This is a genomic window from Bacillus sp. SRI_025, assembly GCF_057592095.1.
In genome coordinates this window covers 104,913-129,725 of sequence record NZ_JBYEGB010000003.1, presented here as the reverse complement: position 1 = coordinate 129,725, position 24,813 = coordinate 104,913, and the positions used below count along the sequence as shown (strand labels likewise).

At 40.4% G+C, this 24,813-nt stretch carries 27 protein-coding genes and 3 riboswitches; of the genes, 21 read left to right on the top strand and 6 right to left on the bottom strand.

The genetic code is table 11. The annotated features are described in order from the left end of the window. The first annotated feature begins 157 nt into the window (after positions 1-157). The 3 genes from AC20OE_RS10315 to AC20OE_RS10305 all read left to right on the top strand — a co-directional run bounded on the left by AC20OE_RS10315 (position 158) and on the right by AC20OE_RS10305 (position 1,338). Positions 158-313, top strand: coding sequence for a hypothetical protein (locus tag AC20OE_RS10315; protein ID WP_099663201.1), 156 nt, complete (start codon positions 158-160; stop codon positions 311-313). A 38-nt stretch (positions 314-351) separates the two neighbouring features. Further along, the gene (locus AC20OE_RS10310) at positions 352-516 is read left to right on the top strand and encodes a hypothetical protein (RefSeq protein WP_024426818.1); all 165 of its coding nucleotides are present in this window, start codon (positions 352-354) and stop codon (positions 514-516) included. 357 nt (positions 517-873) lie between these two features. After that, the gene (locus AC20OE_RS10305; protein ID WP_095408317.1) at positions 874-1,338 is read left to right on the top strand and encodes a MarR family winged helix-turn-helix transcriptional regulator; all 465 of its coding nucleotides are present in this window, start codon (positions 874-876) and stop codon (positions 1,336-1,338) included. A gap of 234 nt (positions 1,339-1,572) precedes the next feature. Here the strand turns inward: AC20OE_RS10305 and AC20OE_RS10300 are convergent, their stop codons facing one another. After that, on the bottom strand, positions 1,573-3,993 hold the full coding sequence (locus AC20OE_RS10300) for a bifunctional diguanylate cyclase/phosphodiesterase (RefSeq protein WP_064498364.1): 2,421 nt from the start codon (positions 3,991-3,993) through the stop codon (positions 1,573-1,575). A gap of 246 nt (positions 3,994-4,239) precedes the next feature. Between AC20OE_RS10300 and AC20OE_RS10295 the strand changes: the two genes are divergently transcribed. From AC20OE_RS10295 to AC20OE_RS10280, 4 genes are all read left to right on the top strand, one after another. Further along, entirely contained in the window at positions 4,240-4,854 is a 615-nt protein-coding gene (locus AC20OE_RS10295) for a DedA family protein (RefSeq protein ID WP_039178042.1), read from the top strand. A 77-nt stretch (positions 4,855-4,931) separates the two neighbouring features. Further along, positions 4,932-5,102: riboswitch (yybP-ykoY riboswitch) on the top strand. 31 nt (positions 5,103-5,133) lie between these two features. Continuing rightward, positions 5,134-5,925 carry a TerC family protein gene (locus tag AC20OE_RS10290; RefSeq protein WP_064498365.1) on the top strand — a complete coding sequence of 264 codons (792 nt, stop codon included), beginning with the start codon at positions 5,134-5,136 and terminating at the stop codon, positions 5,923-5,925. Between the two features lie 215 nt (positions 5,926-6,140). Next, positions 6,141-6,896, top strand: a complete 756-nt coding sequence (gene sigI / locus AC20OE_RS10285) for an RNA polymerase sigma factor SigI (RefSeq protein WP_039178045.1) — start codon at positions 6,141-6,143, stop codon at positions 6,894-6,896. After that, positions 6,893-8,071, top strand: a complete 1,179-nt coding sequence (locus tag AC20OE_RS10280) for an anti-sigma factor domain-containing protein (protein WP_487268832.1) — start codon at positions 6,893-6,895, stop codon at positions 8,069-8,071. The genes sigI and AC20OE_RS10280 overlap by 4 nt, the downstream gene beginning before the upstream one ends. A gap of 39 nt (positions 8,072-8,110) precedes the next feature. On the opposite strand, the gene AC20OE_RS10275 is transcribed toward AC20OE_RS10280, so the two are convergent. Both AC20OE_RS10275 and AC20OE_RS10270 read right to left on the bottom strand, forming a co-directional pair. Then, positions 8,111-8,305: an alpha/beta-type small acid-soluble spore protein gene (locus AC20OE_RS10275; RefSeq protein ID WP_024424662.1), complete on the bottom strand. Its 195-nt coding sequence runs from the start codon at positions 8,303-8,305 to the stop codon at positions 8,111-8,113. A gap of 123 nt (positions 8,306-8,428) precedes the next feature. Further along, positions 8,429-9,145 (bottom strand): DUF1836 domain-containing protein, encoded by a 717-nt coding sequence (locus AC20OE_RS10270; protein ID WP_144495079.1) that lies wholly within the window; start codon positions 9,143-9,145, stop codon positions 8,429-8,431. 279 nt (positions 9,146-9,424) lie between these two features. On the opposite strand from AC20OE_RS10270, the gene htpX reads away from it, so the two are divergent. The 5 genes from htpX to AC20OE_RS10245 all read left to right on the top strand — a co-directional run bounded on the left by htpX (position 9,425) and on the right by AC20OE_RS10245 (position 12,768). Further along, positions 9,425-10,324, top strand: a complete 900-nt coding sequence (htpX, locus tag AC20OE_RS10265; protein ID WP_144464785.1) for a protease HtpX — start codon at positions 9,425-9,427, stop codon at positions 10,322-10,324. A 144-nt stretch (positions 10,325-10,468) separates the two neighbouring features. Beyond that, positions 10,469-11,815, top strand: coding sequence for a TrkH family potassium uptake protein (locus AC20OE_RS10260; protein ID WP_151284234.1), 1,347 nt, complete (start codon positions 10,469-10,471; stop codon positions 11,813-11,815). Between the two features lie 97 nt (positions 11,816-11,912). Next, positions 11,913-12,431 (top strand): DUF421 domain-containing protein, encoded by a 519-nt coding sequence (locus tag AC20OE_RS10255; protein WP_144491161.1) that lies wholly within the window; start codon positions 11,913-11,915, stop codon positions 12,429-12,431. A gap of 6 nt (positions 12,432-12,437) precedes the next feature. Then, a complete protein-coding gene (locus AC20OE_RS10250) occupies positions 12,438-12,602 on the top strand; it encodes a hypothetical protein (RefSeq protein WP_087975542.1) in 165 nt (54 codons plus the stop codon). Next, positions 12,595-12,768, top strand: coding sequence for a hypothetical protein (locus tag AC20OE_RS10245; RefSeq protein ID WP_175297136.1), 174 nt, complete (start codon positions 12,595-12,597; stop codon positions 12,766-12,768). The genes AC20OE_RS10250 and AC20OE_RS10245 overlap by 8 nt, the downstream gene beginning before the upstream one ends. Before the next feature lie 27 nt (positions 12,769-12,795). Here the strand turns inward: AC20OE_RS10245 and AC20OE_RS10240 are convergent, their stop codons facing one another. Further along, positions 12,796-13,815, bottom strand: a complete 1,020-nt coding sequence (locus tag AC20OE_RS10240) for an acyltransferase family protein (RefSeq protein WP_039178056.1) — start codon at positions 13,813-13,815, stop codon at positions 12,796-12,798. Between the two features lie 293 nt (positions 13,816-14,108). Here AC20OE_RS10240 and AC20OE_RS10235 point away from each other — a divergent pair, with 293 nt between their 5' ends. The 3 genes from AC20OE_RS10235 to AC20OE_RS10225 all read left to right on the top strand — a co-directional run bounded on the left by AC20OE_RS10235 (position 14,109) and on the right by AC20OE_RS10225 (position 17,039). After that, positions 14,109-16,319 carry a PAS domain-containing sensor histidine kinase gene (locus tag AC20OE_RS10235; RefSeq protein WP_039178058.1) on the top strand — a complete coding sequence of 737 codons (2,211 nt, stop codon included), beginning with the start codon at positions 14,109-14,111 and terminating at the stop codon, positions 16,317-16,319. A 1-nt stretch (position 16,320) separates the two neighbouring features. Further along, on the top strand, positions 16,321-16,812 hold the full coding sequence (locus AC20OE_RS10230) for a methylated-DNA--[protein]-cysteine S-methyltransferase (RefSeq protein ID WP_059376914.1): 492 nt from the start codon (positions 16,321-16,323) through the stop codon (positions 16,810-16,812). Positions 16,813-16,901: 89 nt separating this feature from the next. After that, positions 16,902-17,039 (top strand): hypothetical protein, encoded by a 138-nt coding sequence (locus tag AC20OE_RS10225; RefSeq protein WP_180272401.1) that lies wholly within the window; start codon positions 16,902-16,904, stop codon positions 17,037-17,039. Between the two features lie 24 nt (positions 17,040-17,063). Here AC20OE_RS10225 and mtnA read toward each other — a convergent pair whose 3' ends face one another. Both mtnA and mtnK read right to left on the bottom strand, forming a co-directional pair. Continuing rightward, entirely contained in the window at positions 17,064-18,125 is a 1,062-nt protein-coding gene (mtnA, locus tag AC20OE_RS10220; RefSeq protein WP_059376918.1) for an S-methyl-5-thioribose-1-phosphate isomerase, read from the bottom strand. 6 nt (positions 18,126-18,131) lie between these two features. Beyond that, complete coding sequence (gene mtnK / locus AC20OE_RS10215) at positions 18,132-19,325, bottom strand: S-methyl-5-thioribose kinase (RefSeq protein ID WP_372555915.1); 1,194 nt, start codon at positions 19,323-19,325, stop codon at positions 18,132-18,134. An 80-nt stretch (positions 19,326-19,405) separates the two neighbouring features. Then, positions 19,406-19,563: riboswitch (SAM riboswitch) on the bottom strand. 164 nt (positions 19,564-19,727) lie between these two features. Between mtnK and AC20OE_RS10210 the strand changes: the two genes are divergently transcribed. From AC20OE_RS10210 to AC20OE_RS10185, 6 genes are all read left to right on the top strand, one after another. Then, complete coding sequence (locus tag AC20OE_RS10210) at positions 19,728-20,918, top strand: pyridoxal phosphate-dependent aminotransferase (RefSeq protein ID WP_039178065.1); 1,191 nt, start codon at positions 19,728-19,730, stop codon at positions 20,916-20,918. A 44-nt stretch (positions 20,919-20,962) separates the two neighbouring features. Beyond that, positions 20,963-21,064, top strand: a riboswitch (SAM riboswitch). Positions 21,065-21,166: 102 nt separating this feature from the next. Beyond that, a complete protein-coding gene (gene mtnW / locus AC20OE_RS10205) occupies positions 21,167-22,387 on the top strand; it encodes a 2,3-diketo-5-methylthiopentyl-1-phosphate enolase (RefSeq protein ID WP_487268831.1) in 1,221 nt (406 codons plus the stop codon). After that, entirely contained in the window at positions 22,387-23,082 is a 696-nt protein-coding gene (locus AC20OE_RS10200; RefSeq protein WP_058838973.1) for a 2-hydroxy-3-keto-5-methylthiopentenyl-1-phosphate phosphatase, read from the top strand. Before mtnW ends, AC20OE_RS10200 begins: the two co-directional genes overlap by 1 nt. Next, positions 23,046-23,684: a methylthioribulose 1-phosphate dehydratase gene (locus tag AC20OE_RS10195; RefSeq protein WP_059376919.1), complete on the top strand. Its 639-nt coding sequence runs from the start codon at positions 23,046-23,048 to the stop codon at positions 23,682-23,684. Before AC20OE_RS10200 ends, AC20OE_RS10195 begins: the two co-directional genes overlap by 37 nt. 16 nt (positions 23,685-23,700) lie before the next feature. Beyond that, positions 23,701-24,231 carry a 1,2-dihydroxy-3-keto-5-methylthiopentene dioxygenase gene (locus AC20OE_RS10190; protein ID WP_024426834.1) on the top strand — a complete coding sequence of 177 codons (531 nt, stop codon included), beginning with the start codon at positions 23,701-23,703 and terminating at the stop codon, positions 24,229-24,231. Between the two features lie 300 nt (positions 24,232-24,531). Continuing rightward, positions 24,532-24,774, top strand: coding sequence for an aspartyl-phosphate phosphatase Spo0E family protein (locus AC20OE_RS10185; RefSeq protein ID WP_039178071.1), 243 nt, complete (start codon positions 24,532-24,534; stop codon positions 24,772-24,774). Positions 24,775-24,813 lie beyond the last annotated feature (39 nt).

Sequence of the window (24,813 nt, the reverse complement as noted above, 5' to 3'; positions counted from 1 at the left end):
TAGAACGAGAAGTAAAAAAACCTATCGTTTGTTAGAAAATATAACACAAAAACGAAAAAAATGAAAAAAATATGGAAGGAAAGATAACAGGTAATGTGCAATGCATCTTACGTCGGCATATAATCATGGTGAGTTGACATAGGAGGAGGAGCATATAATGGAGCAAGCACAGATCATTCGTATGGCAAAAGAAATCATCGCATTAGATGTGAAGAGGGATGAATTGCTCGAGCAATTCATGCAGGCTGCAGGTCAGAATGCACATGCGCTTCTAAGAGCCATGCAAAATGATTTGTATAAGAGGTCTTCATAAGCACCCGATCCAAATCACTTGATAGGAGGGGATAATCGGTGCGGCGTATATTAAAAGAAGCTTTAGCAAAAGAAAGACATTATTATACGAAGCAGCTATGTTCATTGGGGGTTTACAGCCCTGATGCGGCCAAGAACATGACAATTAGTGACTTAAAAAAAGAGTATCATTTCTTTTTCAACAAAACAGAGCGCTGTTTGTAAAAATCCCTTGAAATGTGCGTATGTCACATAAAGGGTTCTTTTTTTGTGTTTAATATTATAGCAATATTGAATTTTGTAGAAATTTGGCGAATGAAGTGCAAGAAACCATAGATTCTTTACAGATTATGTTAAAGTGTGTCGCATCTTGATGGTTTGCTGAAAAAGCTTTTTTTCGAGATGATTGTGAAAAATAAGAAGGATTTTAAAAGTTTATATCGAAAACTTATACATAACACGAATGGAGTCACTTATGTGGTTGAAAGGGTTTTCAAAAACGTACTTCTATTTTTTACGAAAGGCTCCAACTGCACCGCAAGACAGCCTTGAAGTTAAAAAAATATTATAAGAGGTAGATATGTGATGAGACTATCGTTTAATGAAGAAGAAGTAGAACGCTCAATGACGCTTTACAAGGTTTTTGCAAGAGCATTTAAAAGCGTTTCAGAACACAGTATTAGAGACAGCAAAGAGCATGGGTTTAATCCAACTGAATTTGCCGTACTTGAATTACTGTACACGAGAGGTGCTCAAAAGCTTCAGCAAATCGGCTCAAGACTCCTGCTTGTCAGCGGGAATGTGACGTACGTAATTGACAAATTAGAACGAAATGGTTTCATTGAAAGAGAACAGGACCCCAAGGATAAACGTTCGGTTTATGCCCATTTAACGGATAAAGGGCGAAGCTATCTTGACAAGATTTATCCGATCCACTCTCTTCGGATTGCGCGTGCATTCTCTGGTCTGACGCGTGAAGAACAAGAGCAACTGATTAGTCTATTGAAAAAAGCAGGTATTCACAGTCAGCATTTATTATTTAGATAAAACGAAAAGGTGCCATGATTGGCACCTTTTCGATTGTTGATAAAGGGCTAAAGTGATCTTTATTTTAGCCCTTTGTCTTCTTCTCAGCTCAGCGTGACAGAAAACCTTTGAAGTTTAGGAAGGACGAGTACCGGAGCGGAGCGAATTGAGCATTCGTGAGCACCGGAACGCAGGACTGACACCGAATGCGAGGGTTTGTCTGCACGCTGGAAGGTGCCATGATTGGCACCTTTTTTATGTATCAAGATGAGCCGGATAGGCGATGAATTTTTCGATATCGCTTGCTGGCAGCGGCTTGGCATAATAAAACCCTTGCAGGTCGTCACAGCCCTGGGCAGATAATAGCTGGGCCTGTGCAAATGTTTCAACACCTTCTGCTATCACTTCGAGAGATAATTGGTGTCCCATCGCTATAATAGCCCCTGTAATCTGTTCTGACTTTGAATCACTTAAAATATCCTCAATAAAGGATTTATCAATTTTCAGTCGATGAATAGGTAAATCCTTTAAATAGCTTAAGGAGCTGTGGCCTGTACCGAAATCATCAATACTAATGCGGACGCCAAGTTGTTTTAGCGATGTTAGCACTTGTTTTGATTGCTTGATATTGTCCATTGTCATACTTTCTGTGACTTCAAGCTCCAAGAGGGACGGTTTCAGGTCGTATTTTTTCAGTGTCAGCTTGATCAAATCAATTAAGTCTTCAGAATTGAATTGTTTCGCAGATAAATTCACAGCCACAGGGATCTTTAGCCCATCGTCATACCACCTTTTTGCCTGCTTACCAGCCGTATCAATGACCCATCTGCCAATATCGATGATCAGTCCTGATTCCTCTGCCAGCTCAATAAAAGCCTCAGGTGACTTTAAGGAACCATCTGGTGCCTTCATTCTTAAAAGGGCTTCAACCCCAGTCATCTGTCTTGTTTTGGCACTGACTTGCGGCTGGTAGTGAAGGACAAATTGTTCTCTTTGAATGGCATCCCTCAGCTCTAGCTCCCGGTTTAACCTGTCCTCACTCAATCTTTCCATGGATTCGGTAAAGAACTCATAACGGCTTTGCTTATGTTTTTTGGATAAATACATGGCCATATCGGCTTTTCTCATCAGCTCCATTCCGTCTTTGCCATTTTGCGGAGAGATAGCGATCCCAATGCTGATCGATGTAATGAGTTGATGGTTCTGGATGAAAAAAGGACGTTCAAATTGATGAATGATATTTTTAGAAAATTGTTCGACTTTATATGTATCATGATCCATGTGAGGAAAGATCATTAAAAATTCATCGCCGCCAAGTCTTGCGATAAAGCCATTGTCCGGTAAACATTGTGTCAGTCTATTTGCGGCAGCTTTCAGCAGTAAATCTCCGATGTTATGCCCAAGTGCATCATTAATAATTTTAAAACGATTTAAGTCAAGAAACAGAACCGCTGTTGATGTTTTTGACTTTTCTTGAGCGGAGAGAACATCATTTAAATGATTAATGCCGTGGCGGCGGTTAGGAAGCTCTGTTAATGCATCATAATGTGCCATCACATGAATTTCTTTTTCTGCTATCCGCTGCTGCGTTAAATCTTTTAAAACAAGATAAATGCTGTCGAGTGAATTGTTTACATGGACAGGTATGTAAGTGACATGATAATAATAAAAACGATCTGCTGCTTTCAGTTCTGCTTCGCGTGTAATGGCTTTTTTTGACTGAGAAATAAATTCTTCCCACAATTCAGTAGGCATCACATATTGGCTGACATCATCACCAATCTTAGAATTGCACAACTCTAAGATTTGTTTACCTGAGTCATTTGCAGAAAGCACCTTTCGATGGACAGATAACACGATAATACCGTCTATATTATGCTTGATCAGCGATTGAAACCGCTGTTCATTTTCCTTCAGCTGATCTGACTGTGTCATGATCCGGTGATCAATATAGGCACCAAAGATCATCAGCGTTTGGACAATCAGTGTCATCAATCCTATGAAAAGCGACAGGCTGAATGGCGACATTTCAAAAAAACCACCTTCAGCGGTCTGTCCATTTGTATGATAAAACATGGTAGAGGCAGCCATACCAGTATAATGCATACCTGCTATAGCACCGCCCATCAACATTGAACCAAGACCCTTTAAAAGATAATTCTCCCGTTTACTTTTAGTGCGGTCAACACGAAAGAAGAGCTTCAGTGAGAAGTAGGAGGTAATGGCAGCAATGAAAAACGAAAGAAAAAAGAGGACTGGATCATAGCTGATTGAGACATTGGCCATTGATTCCATTCCAAGATAATGCATGCTGCAAATAGCTGAACCCATGGTGATTGAACTAATGAGCAGCCGTCTTCTAGAGAGCTGCTTTTGAATGCATATTGAAAAAGCGATCAAGGATCCGATAAATGAGGCCAAAATCGATAAAATCAGTAAGTATGTATCATATGTGATGCCAACACGCATTTGAAATGCCATCATGCCAATAAAATGCATCGACCATATCCCCATTCCCATGATCATTGCACCAATGAGCAGCCATACCTTTTTCTTTGCACCGCTTGATTGTGCTACCCTGCTGGCTATATGAAGAGCTGAGTAGGAGGCAACAGCGGCGACAGCGATTGACAGAAAGACAAGCCATCCATTGTAGCTTCCTGTTAAATGGGTCATGTAAGAAAACCTCCAGTACTTTAAAACAGACATATACTTAATATATCGGATCGAACGGCTTCTGTGTTCACCTTTCCTTCACTTAAATACAATAATCAACGTTTTTTTCACCCTTCTTTTATAGTAAAATCAAATTTAATGTAAAAAAACGACGAAAAGCGAATCGTTTCTTCGGTTTTATTCGTTTAATATATGGTGTGATTCTAAAAGAGATAGAATCAGTCAAATGATTATGTTTGAAAGGGATTGATAAACATCGAAGATTTTATTATTTCTTTAGCTGATGCCTTTAAGAACTTGTCATACTTTGGCATCTTCCTCGCATTATGCATTGAATTTGTACCTGCTGAAGTGGTTTTGCCTCTTGCGGGTTACTGGGTCTCAGAAGGGGACATGGCTTTTATCGGTGTTGTGGCGGCCGGCTCCATTGGCGGCGTGGCTGGTCCTTTGACCTTGTACTGGTTAGGGCGTTATGGCGGCAGACCCTTTTTAAATAAATATGGAAAGTACTTTTTTATAAAACCTGAGTCGCTTGATAAATCTGATGCTTTCTTTGAAAAGCATGGCGGATTCGTCGCATTCAGCGGCCGGTTCATACCAGGGGTCAGAACACTTATCTCCATCCCGTGCGGTATTGCCAAGATGAATGTGTGGGTCTTTTGCCTGTATACGTTTTTGGCCATTACACCAATTACGTTTGTGTATGTGTATCTTGGATTTATGCTCGGAGAGAACTGGAAAGAGGTTGGCGCCATCTTAGATCCATATCTTTTACCAATTGGGATCGGTGTTGTGTTATTGTTTGTTCTCTACTTATTGCTAAAACGAAGAAAAAGAAAAACAGAAACGCCAACTGCCTAATCAATGGATCGAAGTGAAAGTCACCTGTTGACAATCCAGTGTCTATTGATTAAAATATAAGTAATCTAAATATTCTAAATCCCGCCAAAGGGGAGTAGCGTCCGGTTTTTACCGGAAACAAAGTCGTCATTACATGGACTGATGTTCATCGGCTTTGTTGGCATGATTCTACATATCACATGTCTAGCAAGACCTTTGCCATTACAGGCAAAGGTCTTTTTTGCATTCATAAGCCTTTGTCTGTTGTGGGACAATAGATAAAAACAAGGAGGAATGATGATGGATGCAGCCATTATTTTAGAGTACGGGTGGGTTCTGCTCGTACTGATTGGATTAGAAGGGATTTTAGCAGCTGATAACGCGCTGGTCATGGCCGTGATGGTCAAACACCTTCCTGAAAAACAAAGAAAAAAGGCACTGTTTTATGGACTTGCAGGTGCGTTTGTCATGCGGTTTGGTTCTCTGTTTCTTATTTCGTTTTTAGTGGATGTGTGGCAAGTTCAAGCCATTGGCGCAATTTATCTTCTTTATATTTCCATTCACCATATTTTAAAATCGCACGTATTTAAGAAAAAGGAAACTGAAACAAATATGAAACAAAGCGGTTTCTGGGCAACAGTCGTGAAAGTAGAGCTTGCCGACATTGCTTTTGCTGTTGATTCTATTTTAGCAGCCGTCGCTTTAGCTGTGACACTGCCGAAAACAAGTCTTCCGCAAATCGGAGGACTCGATGGCGGTCAATTTATTGTCATTCTTTTAGGCGGTATTATTGGTCTTGTTATTATGCGATTTGCAGCAACGGTCTTTGTGAAACTGCTCAAAACAAGACCGAGCCTAGAAACAGCAGCATTTGTCATTGTCGGATGGGTGGGTGTGAAGCTCACGCTTTATACACTGTCACATCCAGCCATTGGGGTCGTATCGTCTCATTTTATCCATTCAGCATTATGGAAAATCATTTTCTGGACCGTGCTTCTCGCAATTGCAGCATTTGGCTGGTTTTTATCAAGTCCATCAAGAAAAGGCGGGCAGGAAAACGAGGAGAAACAAGAGGCACGCCTGGGAGAGTAGTTTTTTTGAAAGAAATATCATTTCATTTTCATAACACGTATATTACAAATAAGGGGGAGATACCCCCTTATTTCTTTGCTTTTAGACGAAACATTGTAAAGTAGATGATGACATACATGTCATAATTGAGTAACAGGAAATGAATTCCTCATTTCTTCCTTTGCGCTTCCCTCATAAATTAGCTATCATAAATGAGTAATATAGGGAGAACTGAGGTGAAACCATTGCTTAGCCTTTTGTTTAAAAAAGGAAAGAAAAAGCAAACATTAGAGCAGTCGGCTATCAGTATTCAACAAGGTGATAGCGAACTGCAAAATGCATTAATAGAGCAATACAAACCATTTGTCGCTAAGACGGTTTCATCCGTTTGTAAACGATATATAGATGAAAAAGATGATGAATTCAGCATAGGCTTAATTGCCTTTAATGAAGCGATAGAAAAATACTCTGCCGAAAAAGGAAACTCACTGCTTGCTTTCGCAGAATTAATTATTAAAAGAAAAGTGATTGACTATATTCGAAAAGAAGCAAGAAATGCGCCAACGGTTCAAATGGACCTGCAAGAAAGTGAGAATGGTGAATACTCTCAAAGCATGATTGAAGCAGAGCTCTCTGCAAATGAATATAGGCGTTTAATTGAACAAGAACATAGAAGAGAAGAGATTGAACATTTTAAAGAACGACTGAAAGTATACGGTCTCACGTTTCAAGAGCTGCTTGAGCATTCACCAAAGCATGCAGATGCTAGGCAAAATGCCATTAAAGTAGCCCATACACTCGTTGAACACGATGAGCTGAGAACGATTTTATTTCAGAAAAAACAATTGCCGGTCAAACAGCTGGAAAAGCTAGTGGAAGTCAGCCGCAAAACGATTGAGAGAAATAGAAAATATATCATTGCGATGGCGATCATTATGACAGGTGATTATGTGTATTTGAAAGATTACCTTAAAGGGGTGCTTAATTCATGAGAAGAGGCATTATAGTAGAGAAAAACAAAAAATATGTCACGCTGCTGACCCCTGATGGACAATTTCTGCGGACAAAATATGAAGAGCAAAACTATGAAATCGGCCAAGAAGTGACATTTCCAAATGAATCACGTCTTGAAAGAAAAAGAGCCGGTTTTTTTGACCTGCTTCGTTTACGTCCTTTAAATGCAGGAATCCTATCAATAGCAGCGATTATTGTCGTAATTTTTACTATGATGCCATCTTTCTCAAGTCAAAAAGCATATGCGTATATGACAATTGACATTAACCCAAGCTTTGAGCTGAAGCTTGATCACAATTATCAAGTGATCGGTGTCACACCGCTGAATAAAGATGCGAAGCAAGTACTGGCGAGTATGAAGGATTTAGAAAAAAACGACATGACCAAAGTCGTGCAGGAAATTATAGATGACTGTGACAAAAAAGGATATGTGAACGACTCTAAAAGTATTTATATTTCAACCGTTTATGAAAACAAGCAGGACAATACATATAAAACAAACGTAAAAAGCAAAATTAACACCATTTCTGGTGAATATCAAAAACGCAATTATAAGCTGGAAACTGTGGAAAGTGACCTGGAAACAAGGGAAAAAGCTCAAAAGGCAGGCATTTCAACAGGAACATATATTAGAAATCAAGAAATGCAAGACAAAGAACATGAAGATATCAAAAAGGATGAAGACGCAGCAGAGAACGATGCTGTGAAGGAAGAAGATCCTAAGAAACATGATGAAGAACAAGCAGATAAAGACAAACAAGAAGACGTAAAAACAGACGATAGCAAAGAGATGCAGCCAGATCAAGAGGCTCCAGAAGCTGAGGACAAAGAGCAGAAGGAAGCAGAGAGGGAAGAGCAAGGGTCTGTTCAAAAGCCTCAAAAACCTGAGGATGAAAGCAAAGACAACAAAATAAAGGAAGAAAAGGTTCCTTCTTTCGATAAAGAGCAAAAAAAAAATCACTCAACTGATCGTGATGAAAGAAGACACTGGAACGGACCATCACGTGGTGATGCGGAAAAACACGCAAAAAAAAACGGCAGGGATCTGAACAATCCTTCCGCTGAACAAAAAAGAGAACATGCAAAGCAAAAAGGGAAAGGTGCACCGTTTCCTTATCGCGAGAACCGGCATGAGCACACATATGAACAATAAAAAAACGCCAGAATAGCTCCGGCGTATTTCACCATGTCTTTATTTAGATTGATTGCCCATTTGTGATTGAGCTTGTTGAACGAGTCTTTTTGTGATTTCACCACCAACAGAACCGTTAGCACGTGAGACTGTATCTGAACCGAGAGTGACGCCAAATTCTTGCGCGATCTCGTATTTAAATTGATCTAAAGCTTGTTCTACTCCAGGAACAAGAAGTTGATTTCGATTTGCCATGTCATATTCCTCCTTTCACCTCATGTTTGTTGCGCCTTCTTATTTTGAAAAAAACGGCGTGCAATTATGCTGGCAATTGCTGTACAAAAAAGCCGAGGTGATGGAAGTCACCTCGGTTGTTATTTATCCCTTATTCAGCTGCAGCGTATTATACATCATTTCTTGAGCTGTGCTTTGCAAATGAGAAGTAAAGACAGAGAAGACGGTAGAACTGATAATCCCTTTAATCAAATGCCATTGGCTCTTCGTCAATTCTGTAAACTCGTCATGGAGCTTGTCTGTCTGCTCTTCGGTTATTTCTCGTAAATTTGTTTCCTTTAATGGAAATTGTGTATGGTGATAAATAAAATCAAGGACGTGCGCATATGCTTCATAAAAACGGATTGGACTAATAATATCATCTGTTCGATCTGTGATGGTGTTAAATAAGGCAGATAAGATCATACGAATGGTATCGAAGTCAAAAACTGATTTTAAATCCCTGACAATTAATAAAATAACGACCTGATCAATAGAGTATTTTTTGCCAAGCTCTGGATGGCCAATCATATCTTTAATATCACGTTTGATCCAATTTTGAATCGCCGTCGATTTAAGAGAAGTCAGCTCACACAAGTTGCCAAGCTCAACAATTTCATTTGTAGAAAGACCATGCTCTGATTTTTGCTTCCGCCGTTCAAGCTTCTCAAAAAAAGACGGGATCTTTAATTCATCATAGTCATGATCCTTGCCATTTTTTACAGATAGTTTCAAAAGCTGAAGCGGAGTCAGATCTCCCTCTCCTTTTAGAGAATACAGAAGTCTTGTCATGTCAATTCTCGTTAATTTAAAAGTAACCATGTTCCACCTCATTTGTACGTCAAAACGTGATTATTGATCTAATTCAACATCATAGTCTCTTTTTGATGAAAATGCAAAATAAACTCAAAATCAAAGCCGGCGCGTCACAATTTGTTCACTTTTATGCTGGGGCAAATGTCGTAAATATTGATGTGACGGGGCTTTAGCCGTTATGATAAACAGAGAAAGTGATTCCTTTTTCCTTGCAATTTGAGACGTTTATTTTTATAATTTTATTAATAAGTTCATTTGAACTTAATATGACAGCGGAGGTTATGTATGGGTAAGAGAATATTTCTGTTTATATTAACGAACATTCTTGTTATCACTACGATTGGTATTGTACTGTCGGTTATTAGTGCAGCAACTGGTGTTGGTTCTTATATAGGAGCAGACGGAAGACTTGATATCCTTTATCTTCTTGTATTCAGTGCAGTTGTTGGTTTTGTTGGCTCGTTTATGTCACTTGCAATGTCTCGTTGGATGGCAAAAATGATGATGGGTGTACGTGTGTTAAATCCAGAAAAGGATTCATTAACATATGATGAGCAGCAGCTTGTTGACCGCGTGCACAGACTTTCAAGAGCAGCAGGCCTTTCTAAAATGCCTGAGGTTGGTATTTATCAATCATCTGAAGTAAATGCATTTGCAACAGGTCCTTCTAAGAGAAGATCACTTGTTGCGGTATCAACTGGATTGCTTCATGAAATGGATGATGCAGCAGTTGAAGGTGTAATCGCCCACGAAGTTGCTCACGTTGCTAATGGTGACATGGTGACGATGACGCTGCTTCAAGGAATCGTCAACACGTTCGTTGTCTTCCTTTCAAGAATTGCGGCATGGATCGCAAGCCGTTTTGTTTCACGTGAAGAACTTGTGCCGATTGTTCACTTTATCGCTGTGATTGTTTTCCAAATCATTTTCTCTATCCTAGGAAGCCTTGTCGTGTTTGCATATTCTAGACACCGTGAATTCCATGCAGACCGCGGCGGAGCCGACCTTGCAGGTAAAGATAAAATGATTCATGCGCTTCGTTCACTTGAGGCGTACACGTCAAGAATCAAAGATGATGATCAAACAGCAGTCGCTACGCTAAAAATCAGCGGTAAACGAAAAGCTTCTCTTTTCTCAACACACCCTGATTTAAATGAAAGAATCAGAAGACTTGAAGCAAAATAAGAAGGACGAAAAGACATTCTTTTACAGGATGTCTTTTTCTTTTTGATGAAAAAGAAAATAAAGCATAAAATAGCTTTAAAATCATGTCTCTTTTCATTAAAATGATAAAGGTATTCGAAAAGATAGATAAAAGAAGGAATGACAATGAATCCTATAAAAAAGCTAATTGACCGGCTGTCAGCGTTTCAGTTGATTGCCCTTTATTATTTTCTTGCTGTAACCGTGTCGCTTATTCTTCTCAGCCTTCCAGTGGCTCATCAAGAGGGAGTCAAATGGACATTCATTGATGCCTTGTTTACAGCGGTGAGTGCTGTAAGTGTCACAGGACTGACTGTTGTCGACACCTCACAAACATTTAGTGTCACAGGGATGTGGATCCTTGCGTTTGTTCTGCAAATCGGAGGCATTGGCATTATGACGCTCGGTACCTTCGTATGGCTTGTCATGCGAAAAAGAATTGGGATTAAAGAAAGAAAACTTATCATGGCAGATCAAAACCAGAGCAATTTATCTGGAATTGTAAAACTAATGAAGCAGGTCTTATATTTAATTTTACTGATTGAGTTTGTCGGCGGGCTGATATTAAGCATGTATTTTCTCAAATATTATGATGTGCAAGGAGCTTTCTTACATGGCTTCTTCTCGAGTATTAGTGCGACAACCAATGGGGGCTTCGATATTACGGGGAGCTCGCTTATCCCTTACAAAGATGATTATTTCGTCCAGTTTATTACAATGCTGCTGATCATCTTTGGAGCGATTGGTTTTCCTGTGCTCGTGGAAGTGAAGGATTATTTGTTCAATCAGGACCGAAAGCACGCATCGTTCTCATTGTTTACAAAAATCACAACGCTCACGTTTGGCGGTCTTGTCGTTGTTGGAGCGCTTGGAATCTATGCACTTGAAGCCGGGTTTAGCTTCGTAGGGAAAAGCTGGCACGAAATCTTGTTTTACTCTTTGTTTCAATCGACTGCAACAAGAAGCGGGGGGCTGACAACGTTAGATATTACGCAGCTGACCGAACCGACGCTTTTATTTTTATGTATGCTCATGTTTATAGGGGCTTCCCCAAGCTCTGTGGGGGGCGGAATTCGGACAACTACGTTTGCCCTTAATTTACTCGCATTGTTTCATTATGCTAGGGGAAATAAGTCCATAAAAATCTTCAAGAGGGAGCTTCATCAAGCGGATATTAATAAATCCCTTATGGTGACCATGATGGCCTTTATTTTGGTTTTTGGCGCTACGTTCCTGTTATCCTTAACAGAGCATAATACACTTCTTGAAAATTTATTTGAAGTTTGCTCTGCTTTCGGAACAACGGGACTGTCGCTTGGGATTACCTCAGATCTCACTGTGTTTGGTAAATGTATCATCATGATTGTCATGTTTATTGGACGGATCGGTATTCCAAGCTTTTTATATTTAATCGGCCGAAGAGAAAGCGAAGCGAATTATCATTATCCGAAAGAGCGCGTCATCATTGGCTAAACAGCATTCAATTTGAATGCTGTTTTTTTATTTCCATTATCTAACTGGCTAAATCACATGGGATGTTCGCAATCTATAGGTAAGAGGTGAACGAGACGTGCTGGATGTGTTATGGAAAGCAATTGTCATGCTGCTAGTTGGTACCTTGCTGCTGAGAATAGCAGGACCTAAATCCATTAGTCAATTAACTGTACAACAAACAGTCATTATGATTTCAATCGGATCGATTATTATCCAACCCTTTATTGAGCATAGTTTACTTGAAACCATTTATGCAGCTACCATCTTTATTGTGGCACTTGTCATTATGGAAAAGCTGTCGATTCAATCTGATTTCTTTGAAAAGTTACTTTCTGGAAAATCAGTCGTGATTTTACAGGATGGCGAAATGCTTGATCATAAGCTGAAGAAAATAAGGCTCACAAGGGATCAATTTAAAATGCGTTTAAAGCAGCAAGGCATCACTGACATCAGCTGTCTCAAAAAAGCCACGCTAGAAGCCAATGGACAAATTGGCTTTGAGTTAAAACCTGAGGAAAAGCCAGTGACGGTCAAGCAAATGAAGGAACTCCTTGACCAATTAAGAGAAGAACTAAACCTGACAAAAAAGGACTGATTTCAGATGAAAAGAAAAGCAGCGAAAAATGAAGCATTAACAAATAATATGACGCCGACAGAAAGCATGGCACATGATCAAGGGCAAACCCAATTTGACGAACAATCAAGAGATCGTCAGGCAAACCGTAATTCTCATAAAGGGAAACAAGGGGGAGCATCTCGTGACTAAGAAGCATATGAAGAGCAAAGAGATGAAGGATCATAAAAAGCCGATGGACCCAGATATTTTAGAAGAGGAATTTGGCAGTGAGCTTGGAGATATCAACAGCAGCAAATGGATTGATACGTTGATGAAGCCAAAGAAAGATGCTGCATGTAAACAGAATAAGAAATAGAAAAAACGATCCAATAAGGATCGTTTTTTATTTGATATAACTCCCTTGCCTGCCGGTGATCGTTCGCATGAAGTTGTTCATTTTGAGCTCAATCACTGGCTGTGCAACGGTTTTAACAAAAGTGCTAGACAGGGTAAAGGTTAACAGAATGGTCAGCAGCAATAAAATAAGAACACTTGCTGCATTTAGCGCCCAGTCATCAAACCAAGTGGTTCTTAGCAGCTTGATCACAAAGCCATGTAATAAATAAACATATAACGTTCTTGTTCCCCATTTTGTAAAGAAGAAACGGCGTGTTGGAACTAATGCAAAGAAGCTGAATGTAGCACCAAATGCAAGCAAATACCAAGCCATTCGTTTCATCGCCGCAATCATTCCTTCATCTCCTAGAGAAGCATACGACTTTGAGCCAAATAAGAAGGAATAATCAAATTCATAGAAGTAGCAAAACAGGAAGACAGCCATCAATACAAAAAGTGCTGCCAGTTTTCCTTTGCTTGTACGAATGAATTCAAAATGCTGCTTTTTTAAATAAAATCCAGCTAAAAACATAGGCAAAAAGACAAACGTACGTGATAAGCTGAGTGTATTGCTGATGCTGTCCACATAACCGACAAGTAATGCAATCGATAAACTGACGATCATCGCCCAGTGGAACGGTAGTTTTGAAAAAGGAATAAGCAGCAAATTCCAAAAGAATAAACTAATTAAAAACCATAAGGACCATTGCGGATCAATTGGATTTAAATTGGTTATGCTTTGATCCTGTAATAGGTAATAGTAAACCGAATAGATCACCTGAAAGATTAAATATGGGATGATCAGCTTAACGGCGACTTTTTTCATAAAGCCCGGTTTTCTAAACCCTTTTGCAAAAAAGCCAGAAACTAAAATAAAGGCGGGCATGTGAAAGGTATAAATAAACTTGTATAAATAGAGCATCCAGTCATTATCGTGAATGAATGATCGTAACAAATGACCAAAAACAACTAGAAAAATCAGAAGGAATTTTGCATTATCAAAATAACTATCTCGTGAAGATGCCATAACATCACCTTTCCTGCTCGATTTCAAACATAAATGTTCTAAGTGCACTGTTCCCTTATTTGCCCCATTCTAAAATACATTTTTGCTTAATTCGTTATTTGATGTGAAATTGTAGAACGGTTGTAAAAGAAGCGTAAGAAAAGTGAATTGTTATACAATCCTGTCATCCAAATGAAATAAATGAGACAGTCTTCGTGTAAAAAGTTATCTTTTTTTATGAGTCGAATGAAGGAACAATGAAAATATTGTAGAAATATTGTAGAGGAATGAGGCTGGAAAAGGAGTGTAAGAGAATGACTGAAACGCTCGATGGTAATAGGTTAACCCCTGCAGGAGATATCAGAAAATTAGAAAAAGAGAACGAATATTTGCGAACTGAGTTGATGCAGCAAAAAATGCTGTTAAATAAGACGCTAGATGCCATTTTTATATTTGATCAACACCTCAACATCATCCAAGCCAACGAAGCAACATGCAGGCTTGTACAGACACCGAAAGAAGACCTCCTCAATAAATCCGTTCTAGATTTCCTATACGGCATCCCGAAAGATAAAGTTGAATGCTCACTCGATCTATTTTTTCGAAAAGGTACGTTAAAAAGAGAAATCTCCATTCAGCTTGAAAGTGGTGAAACAAAATACATTGAATTTGTTGCAGAGCATGACACCATGAATCAGCAATATATTGTGGTCATGCGAGACATTTCCTCCAAAAAAATATTAGAACGAGAACGCTCCATGAATGAGCAGCTGTTCAAAGATTTGTTTGACCGAGCCATTGACGGGATGGTCATATTTGATCAGGATGGCTGCATGATTGATGCGAATCATTCTTTTTGTCAGAGCTTTGAGCTGCAAAAGACTGATTTAACCGATCGGTATTTGCATGAATTTGTTGAAGGAGATAATCTTCCAGCTTTGCAGCATCTTTTAACGTCACTTAAAGAAACAGGGAAAGCAAAAGGGGAGCTTCCTGTTACCCTTCAATCTGGCCAGCAAAAATTATTCGAACTCACCATTACATCAAATGTGATGAGTGGTTTTTATATGTCCATCATGCGGGATATTACAGAAAAAAGACTGATGGAAGAGAAACTGTTAAAAAGTGAAGAACGCTTTAGAGAAATTTTCGAAAATGCAATGGATGCCATCATCATATGGGCGGATGATGGAGAGATTGTGAGAGCCAATGAATCAGCCTGTCGAATTTTTGAATTACCGATGCACTCGCTGATTGGCAAAAAACTTACCGACTTTCTCGTCAAATCTGATAAGAGATATAGACCAACAAGAAGACGCTATATCCGCAATCATGAAATAAGGGAAGAGCTATTGTTCAAAATGGCAAATGGGCAGTATAAAGAGCTTGAGTTTACATCAAAACATGCGGTATTAGAAGGACAGCACCTAACCATTTTACGTAATGTAAGTGATCGAAAAAGAATGGAGCAGGAGCTGCGCGAAAGTGAGCTCAAATTCCGTAAAGTATTTAATGGGTCAATGGACGGAATTGTTCTTTTTGATAATCAATACCGAATCATTGAAGTCAATCCATCTGCAAGCGAGCTGCTTCAATTGAAGGACGATCATTTAACAGAAATGAATCTTTTCCACATCCTTGCCCCTTATCAAATTGAAAATTTGGCTCAACCAGCCGAGGCGATGTCATTAGATGAAATGGACAATGAGGTTCCATTTGTACTGAACCATCCAGATCAGCGTATATTGGAATTCTCTTTTAAACGTAACATTATCCATAATATGAATTTGGCCATCTTTAGAGATGTGACAGAGCGGAAGGAATTAGAAGAGCGGGTGAGAAAATCAGATACCCTTCATGTGGTCGGAGAGCTTGCTGCTGGAATTGCTCATGAAATTAGAAACCCGATGACAGCATTAAAAGGCTTCATTCAGCTGTTAAAAGGAAATATAGAAGGAGAGTATTCGCTCTATTTTAATGTCATCACATCAGAGCTGAAAAGAATTGAATCCATCATCACGGAATTTTTGATTTTAGCGAAACCACAAGCTATTGTATATGAAGAAAAAAATGTGGTGCAAATTGTGAAGGACACGATGGATCTTCTGCACGCACAGGCTAATCTTGGCAATGTTCAAATGCATCTCAATGTGCTGGATGAGATTCCGCTCATTTATTGTGAACAAAACCAATTAAAGCAAGTCTTTATTAACATTTTAAAAAATGCAATTGAAGTCATGCCGCGCAAAGGAAATGTCTATGTGAGCATTCAGCGGAAGGGCGAGGAGCATATTGTCATTTCACTGCGTGATGAAGGCTGCGGAATGGCAGAGGATAAGCTAAAGCGTCTAGGTGAGCCTTTTTATACTACGAAAGAAAGAGGAACTGGACTTGGTTTAATGGTTAGTTATAAAATTATTGAAGAGCATCAAGGAACCATTGAAGTAGAAAGTGAGGAAGGCGTAGGAACCGTCTTCCATCTCACGCTTCCACTAAGGCAGCAGAAACAAGAAGGAGAGCAGTAACGTGTATTATACCGTCTATCACGCACCCATCGGGGCATTATACATACTAGAAAAGGACGGTGCCATCATCGAGGTGATGTTTGATGATAAGCCGTTTTTAGCAAAAAAGCAGGCAGTGAATCTAAAGCAAGCAGATACGCCTGTCTTACAAGAAGCGAAAAAGCAGCTAGATGAATATTTCAAGGGAGAGCGTCAAGTGTTCGATCTCCCGCTCAAGCAAACAGGTTCTCCGTTCCAAGAGCAGGTGTGGGGAGCATTGTCGGCCATTCCATATGGTGAATCAAAAAGCTATGCAGACATTGCAGAAGCGATAGGCAATCCCAAGGCTGTAAGAGCCATCGGACAAGCTAACAGACGAAATGCATTACCTATTTTTATTCCGTGTCACAGGGTGATTGGAAAAGACCGGTCTCTGACGGGCTATGCAGGATCGAAGACAGACATGAAAGCGGTCCTCCTTGAATTAGAAGGCATCCCATTTGTTCAAAAATAAATCGATTGACCTGTTCCGAATTTTTCCTGAGCGACATATCCTTTTATTAAGCTAAAAAAGTTGGTTGAGGGAAAAAGGAGGGCGCTGGCATGTTTTGGGGCAAAAAAGGTAAAGTGTATGCCGTTACGTCACTATGTGTCAAAATGAACGTTTTGACGGAAGAACAGAAAGAAGAAATTTTAACGAAAACGAATCAAGAAACAAAAAAGCGCGGTGCTCTTAAATGACAAGAACACGGCGCTTTTTTGCGATCATTGGGAGATGCTTTCGGCGAAAAGAGCATCAATCTCTTCTGCATAGTTCGATGTGATAATTCCCTTTTCTGTAATGATGCCTGAAATAAGATGATGAGGAGTGACATCAAAGGCGGGATTGAATACTTGAACATCGGGCGGTGCAATGGGGACACCGTTTAATTCCTTTACTTCCAGCGGGTCGCGCTCTTCAATTGGGATATCTGATCCGTCTCGGGTGGATACATCAAAGGTTGAAAGCGGTGCTGCTACAAAAAACGGAATGTGAAAATGCTTGGCTAGAACGGCAAGACCCAACGTTCCAATCTTATTCGCTGTATCTCCATTACGAGCGATACGGTCTGCTCCAACAATGACAGCAGAAATTTGCTTTTCTTTCATCGTATGGGCCGCCATGTTATCAGTAATGAGCGTCACATCCACGCCGCCTTGCATGAGCTCCCATGTTGTCAGACGAGCGCCTTGAAGAACAGGGCGTGTTTCACATGCATAAATGTGAAGGTCAAGATTTTTCTTTTTGGCTAAATAAAAAGGAGCAAGGGCTGTTCCGTACCGGCTCGTTGCGATGGAACCTGCATTACAAATGGTCATGATACGGTCACCTGATTTAAAGAGCTGGAGTGCATTTTGACCGATTTGTCTGCATGTTTCTTCATCTTCAATTTGAATTTGAATGGCTTCATGGACAAGATCTGTTTTAGCTGCATTCACTGACGCTGCACGCTGAATGCGCTGCAGCAGCCGGTCTAATGCCCAGGCGAGGTTTACAGCAGTTGGACGAGCACTGTTTAAATATTCTTTGATCCGAATCACTTCTTGTTTAAAAACATCAATTTCTTCTGTCTCAATGGCTTGCGCACTAAGCGCCAGTCCAAATGCTGCTGTAATGCCAATCGCAGGCGCTCCGCGTACTTTTAATGTCACAATTGCATCATACACATCTTCTTTCGTATATAAATGCTCAAAGACGGTTTCGGCCGGTAATTTTTGCTGATTTAAAATGTGAATACGGTTTTCTTCCCATTCGACAGAACGGGGGACTTCAAATTCTTTTGACAAAACCCGTCACTCCTTTACAGATGGCTGGAATAATGCGACGAGGTCAGACGCTGTTTCCACTGCATGATATTGTTTGATAAATGTTTTTCCAAGTGTCAGTGCTGCTTTTTTCTGCTGAATCCGTCTAGTTGGTGATGGAATCGCATCAAGATCAGCGGCATGAGCAAGACCAATTGTTCGGCGGACAAGCTCACAGCCGGCAAAGCCTGTCGCTTCTTTTAAAATCCGATCAAACGTTGTTTCTAAAAAGCTGTCCGATACACTAAATGCTTCAATGCTGTCCTCTTTCCAAGCTTTTGTGAACACTTCTTTGAATGTTGCCCATACATTGACGACATGGTCAAAAAGGTGCTGCTGCTCGTGTTCATTCTCGCGAGATAAAGCATTCAGGAACAAATTGGCGATAAAGTGGCCGATATCGAATCCAAAGGGACCGTAAAACGCGAATTCTGGATCAATGATTTTCGTTTCAGTCTCATTTGCAAAAATACTGCCTGTATGAAGATCTCCATGAACCAATGTTTCAGCTGATGTGAGGAAGATACGCTTCAATTCTGCTGCTTTGGCTTGCAGCTCAAGATCTGCCCAAAGCGCTTCTGCTGATTCTCTTAATTCTTCTTCGAAGTCATTTGTTTCACTATCAAAGAAAGGGTCTGTGAAGACAAGTTTTTCTGTGATATCACACAGGTCAGGGTTCGTAAATTGCTTCACAAATTGTTTTTTGATTTTAGGATTTGTCGCAAAGTCAGATGTATAAAAAAGTGTTTTTCCTAAAAATTCTCCAACATGATCAGATAAATGCGGATATTGTTTTCCGTCAATTAGCCCTTTTCTGACGATTTCTAAGTGTGAGAGATCCTCCATGGCTGTCACTGCAAGAGCTGTATCTGAATAATAGACTGCTGGTACGAGATGCGGCGCATATTCTGACTGTTTGATCAGGGCAGCACTTTCAATTCTTGCCCGGTCTAATGTAAGAGGCCAGCTCTCACCAACCACCTTTGCATAAGGCAACGCCTGCTTGATGATCAATCCTTTTTCTTGTTTGTGATCATAAATATGAAAGACGTAATTTAAATTCCCGTCGCCGATTTCAGTACAAGTCAAATGACTGCTTTCTTGGATTAAGCCAAGTCTAATTGCGAGTGCAACTGCCGAGCTTTCTGTTAGTTCTTCATATGATGCCGTAAGTGTAACCAATTGCTTCCCCTCCAAATCATATAAAAAAGCCTCTTTCTCCTGAGAGAAAGAGGCTTGATGGTGTGTATGCTCAAAGCCTCTCTTATCTCTCAGCACATACGTCTGATGGAATTAGCACCGTGCCCTATAAGACAATTGTCTTGGCGCGTTACTTGCTGCGCCCCACTTCACAGTGGTATTAACGGTCGGTTGCTGTTGGGGTCAAAAGGCCAAATCCCTCGCCCAACTCTCGATAAGAGAAATCAATATGTAATTGTTTCGTGTCTGTTTGCATTTCTTAATTCAAGATATTATCAGAGCTGCGCTTTACATGTCAATCTTTTTTCAAAATTGCTTTACAATTCATAAAACAATCCATTACAGTGATTGTATTGTTACGTAACTTGAATAGAAGGTGAAGAAATGGAATTCCAGCAATCAGATGTGTTGAAACAATTACCGAAACAATTTTTTGCGTCCCTTGTCCAAAAGGTGCAGAAAAAAGTGCAGGAAGGGGCAGATATCATTAATTTGGGGCAGGGAAATCCTGATCAGCCAACTCCTCCGCACATTGTAAAAGCCATGCAGGAAGCGGTAGCAAAACCTGAAAATCATCAATACTCCTCATTCCGTGGAACAGCGAAATTAAAAAAGGCCGCTGCCGCTTTTTATGAAAGAGAATATGGCGTTACGCTTGATCCAAAGACGGAAATTGCGATTTTATTTGGCGGGAAAGCAGGGCTTGTTGAGCTGCCTCAATGCCTGCTGAATCCGGGTGATACGCTTCTCGTCCCTGACCCAGGTTATCCTGATTATTGGTCAGGTGCTGTACTTGCTGGAGCTCATATGGTGACCATGCCACTTCTTGAAAAAAATGATTTTTTACCTGACTACGATTTGCTGCCTGAGGATGATAAGAAAAAGGCGAAATTAATGTACTTAAATTACCCCAACAATCCGACGGGGGCTACGGCAAGCCGTTCATTTTTTGAAGAAACCGTGACATTTGCGAAAGATCACAAGCTTTGTGTTGTTCATGATTTTGCATATGGCGGCATTGGATTTGATGGAGAAAAGCCGATCAGCTTTCTGCAAGTAGATGGAGCGAAAGAGACGGGAATAGAAATTTACACATTGTCTAAAACGTACAATATGGCAGGGTGGAGAGTAGGATTTGCAGCAGGTAATCCGTCTGTTATTGAAGCGATTGAGCTTTATCAGGATCATTTGTTTGTCTCGTTGTTTAAAGCCACGCAAGATGCAGCAGCGGAAGCCCTATTAAGCGATCAAACGTGCGTACGGGTGCAAAATGACCGATATGAGAAAAGACGGAATGTGTGGATAGCTGCCTGCAAAGAAATTGGCTGGGAAGTCAGTGCTCCAAAGGGATCATTTTTTGCTTGGTTAAAGGTGCCAGAAGGATATACATCTGAAGCCTTTTCTGATTTATTATTAGAAAAAGCGCATGTTGTTGTAGCGCCAGGTAATGGCTTTGGTGCTCACGGTGAAGGGTACGTGAGAGTAGGGCTTCTAACAAGCGAGGAGCGGTTACAAGAAGCTGCTCAGCGCATCGCTGCCTTGAAGCTGTTTGAAAAAAAGCCATTGACAACATAAAAAAATGGTGCGATAATTCAGGCAATATTTAAGAAAATTGAATATTCTTATCAAGAGTAGGCAGAGGGACTAGCCCAATGAAGCCCGGCAACCGACTTCCATGAAGCACGGTGCTAATTCTTGCAGCAAGCGCTGAGAGATAAGATTCGGATGAATAACACGAAATAACCTCTTTAAGGCGCTCAAGAAGCACTTGAAGAGGTTTTTTTATTGAACATATGCATGATGCAATCGAAAGGGGATTCCTAGTGAGTGAATTACTGGCAACATACGTATTAACACATCGAGAGGATGAACAAATAAATCGAAAAGCGGAGCAGATCGCGCTTGGTTTAACAGTTGGATCATGGACGGATTTGCCTCAGCTCAAAAAGGAGCAGCTTCAAAAGCATAAAGGCCGAGTTGAAAAAGTATTAGAAAAGGCTGCTCCAGCCGAAAATGGCCTTTATCAATCAGAGGTGACCATTGCTTATCCTGAGGCAAACTTTTCAGCAGATTTACCAGCTGTTTTCACGACGATTTTTGGAAAGCTTTCACTAGACGGAAAAGTGAAGCTAGTCGATATCCAATTTTCTGAAGAATTTAAAAAAAGCCTGCCAGGACCGGCATTTGGAATTGATGGCATACGAAATAAGGTAAATGTATTTGATCGTCCATTATTGATGAGTATTTTTAAAGGTGTTATCGGCCGTGATATGCAGGATTTAAAAGAGCAGCTCCGTTTACAGGCATTAGGCGAGGTTGACCTCATCAAAGACGATGAAATTTTATTTGAAAGTCCATTAGCTCCTTTTGAAGAGCGAATCAAAGAAGGAAAAGAGATTTTAAAAGAAATCTATGAAGAGACAGGACACCGCACGCTGTATGCTGTCAATTTAACGGGCAGAACCTTTGACCTGAGGGATCGAGCGAGAAAGGCCGCTGAACTTGGAGCAGATGCGCTCTTATTCAATGTCTTTGCTTACGGTCTTGATGTCATGCAAAGCTTAGCTGAGGATCCAGATATTCCACTGCCTATTATGGCGCATCCCGCAGTGAGTGGTGCATTGACATCCTCTACTGAATATGGATTCTCGCATTCTCTTCTTTTAGGCAAATTAAACCGATATGCTGGCGCTGATCTGAGCCTCTTTCCCTCACCTTATGGATCGGTTGCACTTCCGAAAAAGGATGCCCTTGGAATCTATGAAGCTTGCGTGAAAGAGGATACGGTTCAAAAAACATTCCCTGTCCCGTCAGCAGGCATTCATCCAGGAATGGTTCCAGTATTGATCAAAGATTTTGGAATTGATCATGTGATTAACGCAGGTGGAGGCATTCACGGACATCCGCGGGGAGCCATCGGCGGAGGGAAGGCATTTCGTTCGATCATTGATGCCGTTATACAGGAAGAGTCTATCCAAGATAAGGCGGCTTCCTGCCAAGACTTAAAAGCGGCACTTGATCTTTGGGGAAGGGTAGCAGAATAATGAAAAAACCAATTGTGTGTTGTGATTTTGATGGAACAATTACAAAAAATGATAATATCATCCGCATCATGAAACAGTTTGCACCGAGTGAATGGACGAAACTGAAGGATGGTGTCCTGTCAAAGGAAATTACCATTCAAGAAGGCGTCGGGCAGATGTTTCAATTACTGACAAGTGATCAGAAGGAAGCCATTCAATCATTTATTTTAGAGGATACAGAGATTCGAGAAGGATTTAAGGAATTTGTGGATGAGGTAAAAAAAGCAGACATTCCTTTCTATGTACTTAGTGGGGGGATGGACTTTTTTGTCTACCCCATCCTCGAAGGCATTGTCGATCGAGACGATATTTATTGCAATCATGCATCATTTGGGGAAGAGCATATTCAGATTGAATGGCCGCATGCCTGCGATACGCAATGTCAAAATGGATGCGGATGCTGCAAGCCCTCAATCATTCGAAACCTGACTCATGAGGATGATTTCATCATCATGATCGGAGATTCAGTGACTGATGTGGAGGCGGCGAAACATGCAGATCTTACGTTTGCGCGCGACTACTTGCTCAATGAATGTCAAGAGCTCGGGCTCGTACATAAGGAGTTTGACACATTTGTTGATCTACACGCGCAATTTGTTCAAATAAAGGAAGTGAAGGAATGGCAGACGCAAAGAGCAAACGCTGGCAGGAGCTAGCAGACGTTAAACGTGAACTGGCCCAAAGAGACTGGTTTTTCGGAACAAGCGGTAATTTATCGATCAAGGTGTCGGATGATCCAATCACGTTTTTGGTGACGGCAAGCGGCAAAGATAAACGAAAAGAAACAAATGAAGATTTTGTGCTAGTAAATGCGGCAGGCCAGCCCCATGATCCGAACGAGACGCTTAGGCCATCAGCTGAAACACTGCTTCACACGTACGTGTATGAACGGACGAAAGCAGGCTGCTGTCTCCATGTCCACACCATTGATAATAATGTGATGTCAGAGCTGTATGGGGATAAGGGAGAGATTCGTTTTAAAGGCAACGAAATCATCAAAGCGCTTGGTTATTGGGAAGAGGATGCAGAAGTGTCGATTCCGATTATTGAAAATCCAGCTCATATTCCGCATCTTGCAGAGCAATTTGCCAAACATCTGACACTAGAGGCGTCATCTGGTGCTGTACTCATTCGCAATCATGGCATCACGGTCTGGGGAAAAACAGCCTTTGAAGCAAAACGAGTATTAGAAGCATATGAATTTTTATTTAGCTATCACTTAAAATTAGCGCTGTATCAACAGCAGCTTGTAAGATAAAAAGGAGGAAAAGCACATGGCGACGATTTTGATTCACAATGAAGAGAACACATTACTTGAGAACGAGCAAGAGGTTGCATCATATTTAGAAAACCAAGGGGTTATTTATGAGCATTGGGATATTGAAAAGCTGCCAAACCGTTTATCAGAAAAGTATGATTTAACCGATGAGGAAAAGGAAGAGATTTTGACTGTTTTCCAAAAGGAAATCCAAAGTATTTCTGAAAAAAGAGGGTACAAAGCGCAGGATGTGATTTCATTATCTGATGCCACGCCAAATCTTGATGAGCTGCTCCAAAACTTTAAACGTGAGCATCACCATACAGATGATGAAGTACGCTTTATTGTGAGCGGGCACGGAATCTTTGCTATTCAAGGCAAGGATGGCGTCTTTTTTGATGTAAGATTGAACCCAGGTGATTTAATTTCTGTTCCGCCAAACATCCGTCATTACTTTACACTTCAAGAGGATCGCAAAGTGGTCGCAGTTCGCATATTTGTCACAACTGAGGGCTGGGTGCCAATTTACGAGGAAGAAACGGTTTAATGATAGAGCTGATCATTCCGCATGAGGCGGAAGATCAGCTTTTTTTTAGGAAATTAGACATAAAATGTGAAAGAAAATAGTTGATTTTGATCTTCTGTATAGGATAAAATTCTGTTTAATCAATGTGACAGTCCTGTCCAAATTTGAAGTTTACCCCCAAATTTGATTGGGTAAAAGGTCTTTAGGCTGTAAAAAATTAAATAAAATAAGCATATTTAATTTAATTTACAAATAAAGTATAATTTTGGTGTCGGATCATTTTGAGCATAGACAGTCGAAATCATTGCGGGAGCTGAGATCATGAATATTTATGTAAGGAAAGAACAATTGCTGATGTCCATTGATGAGAAGAGAAAACAGATGGTAGAAGCTGCTCAAGTGGAAGGGTACACTGGTGAGATGACAATTAAATATAGTCAAGAACTGGACAACCTGATGAATGAGTATCAGCATCTTCTTTTTCATGAGAAACAATCTGCCCCCTCCTTTCATGATCTTGTGTCTCAAATGAGTCTTTTATCTGTGAACCGCCCCTCTTATTGACATGAAAAACCGGTCTTGCATAAGCAAAACCGGCTGACA

Coding starts and splice junctions, on each gene's coding strand:
- AC20OE_RS10315 (WP_099663201.1), top strand. CDS start 158: ATGGAGCAAGCACAGATCATTCGTATGGCAAAAGAAATCATCGCATTA.
- AC20OE_RS10300 (WP_064498364.1), bottom strand. CDS start 3,993: ATGACCCATTTAACAGGAAGCTACAATGGATGGCTTGTCTTTCTGTCA.
- AC20OE_RS10290 (WP_064498365.1), top strand. CDS start 5,134: ATGGATGCAGCCATTATTTTAGAGTACGGGTGGGTTCTGCTCGTACTG.
- AC20OE_RS10280 (WP_487268832.1), top strand. CDS start 6,893: ATGAGAAGAGGCATTATAGTAGAGAAAAACAAAAAATATGTCACGCTG.
- AC20OE_RS10275 (WP_024424662.1), bottom strand. CDS start 8,305: ATGGCAAATCGAAATCAACTTCTTGTTCCTGGAGTAGAACAAGCTTTA.
- AC20OE_RS10270 (WP_144495079.1), bottom strand. CDS start 9,145: ATGGTTACTTTTAAATTAACGAGAATTGACATGACAAGACTTCTGTAT.
- htpX (WP_144464785.1), top strand. CDS start 9,425: ATGGGTAAGAGAATATTTCTGTTTATATTAACGAACATTCTTGTTATC.
- AC20OE_RS10260 (WP_151284234.1), top strand. CDS start 10,469: ATGAATCCTATAAAAAAGCTAATTGACCGGCTGTCAGCGTTTCAGTTG.
- AC20OE_RS10250 (WP_087975542.1), top strand. CDS start 12,438: ATGAAAAGAAAAGCAGCGAAAAATGAAGCATTAACAAATAATATGACG.
- AC20OE_RS10240 (WP_039178056.1), bottom strand. CDS start 13,815: ATGGCATCTTCACGAGATAGTTATTTTGATAATGCAAAATTCCTTCTG.
- AC20OE_RS10235 (WP_039178058.1), top strand. CDS start 14,109: ATGACTGAAACGCTCGATGGTAATAGGTTAACCCCTGCAGGAGATATC.
- AC20OE_RS10225 (WP_180272401.1), top strand. CDS start 16,902: ATGTTTTGGGGCAAAAAAGGTAAAGTGTATGCCGTTACGTCACTATGT.
- AC20OE_RS10210 (WP_039178065.1), top strand. CDS start 19,728: ATGGAATTCCAGCAATCAGATGTGTTGAAACAATTACCGAAACAATTT.
- AC20OE_RS10200 (WP_058838973.1), top strand. CDS start 22,387: ATGAAAAAACCAATTGTGTGTTGTGATTTTGATGGAACAATTACAAAA.
- AC20OE_RS10195 (WP_059376919.1), top strand. CDS start 23,046: ATGGCAGACGCAAAGAGCAAACGCTGGCAGGAGCTAGCAGACGTTAAA.
- AC20OE_RS10190 (WP_024426834.1), top strand. CDS start 23,701: ATGGCGACGATTTTGATTCACAATGAAGAGAACACATTACTTGAGAAC.
- AC20OE_RS10185 (WP_039178071.1), top strand. CDS start 24,532: ATGAATATTTATGTAAGGAAAGAACAATTGCTGATGTCCATTGATGAG.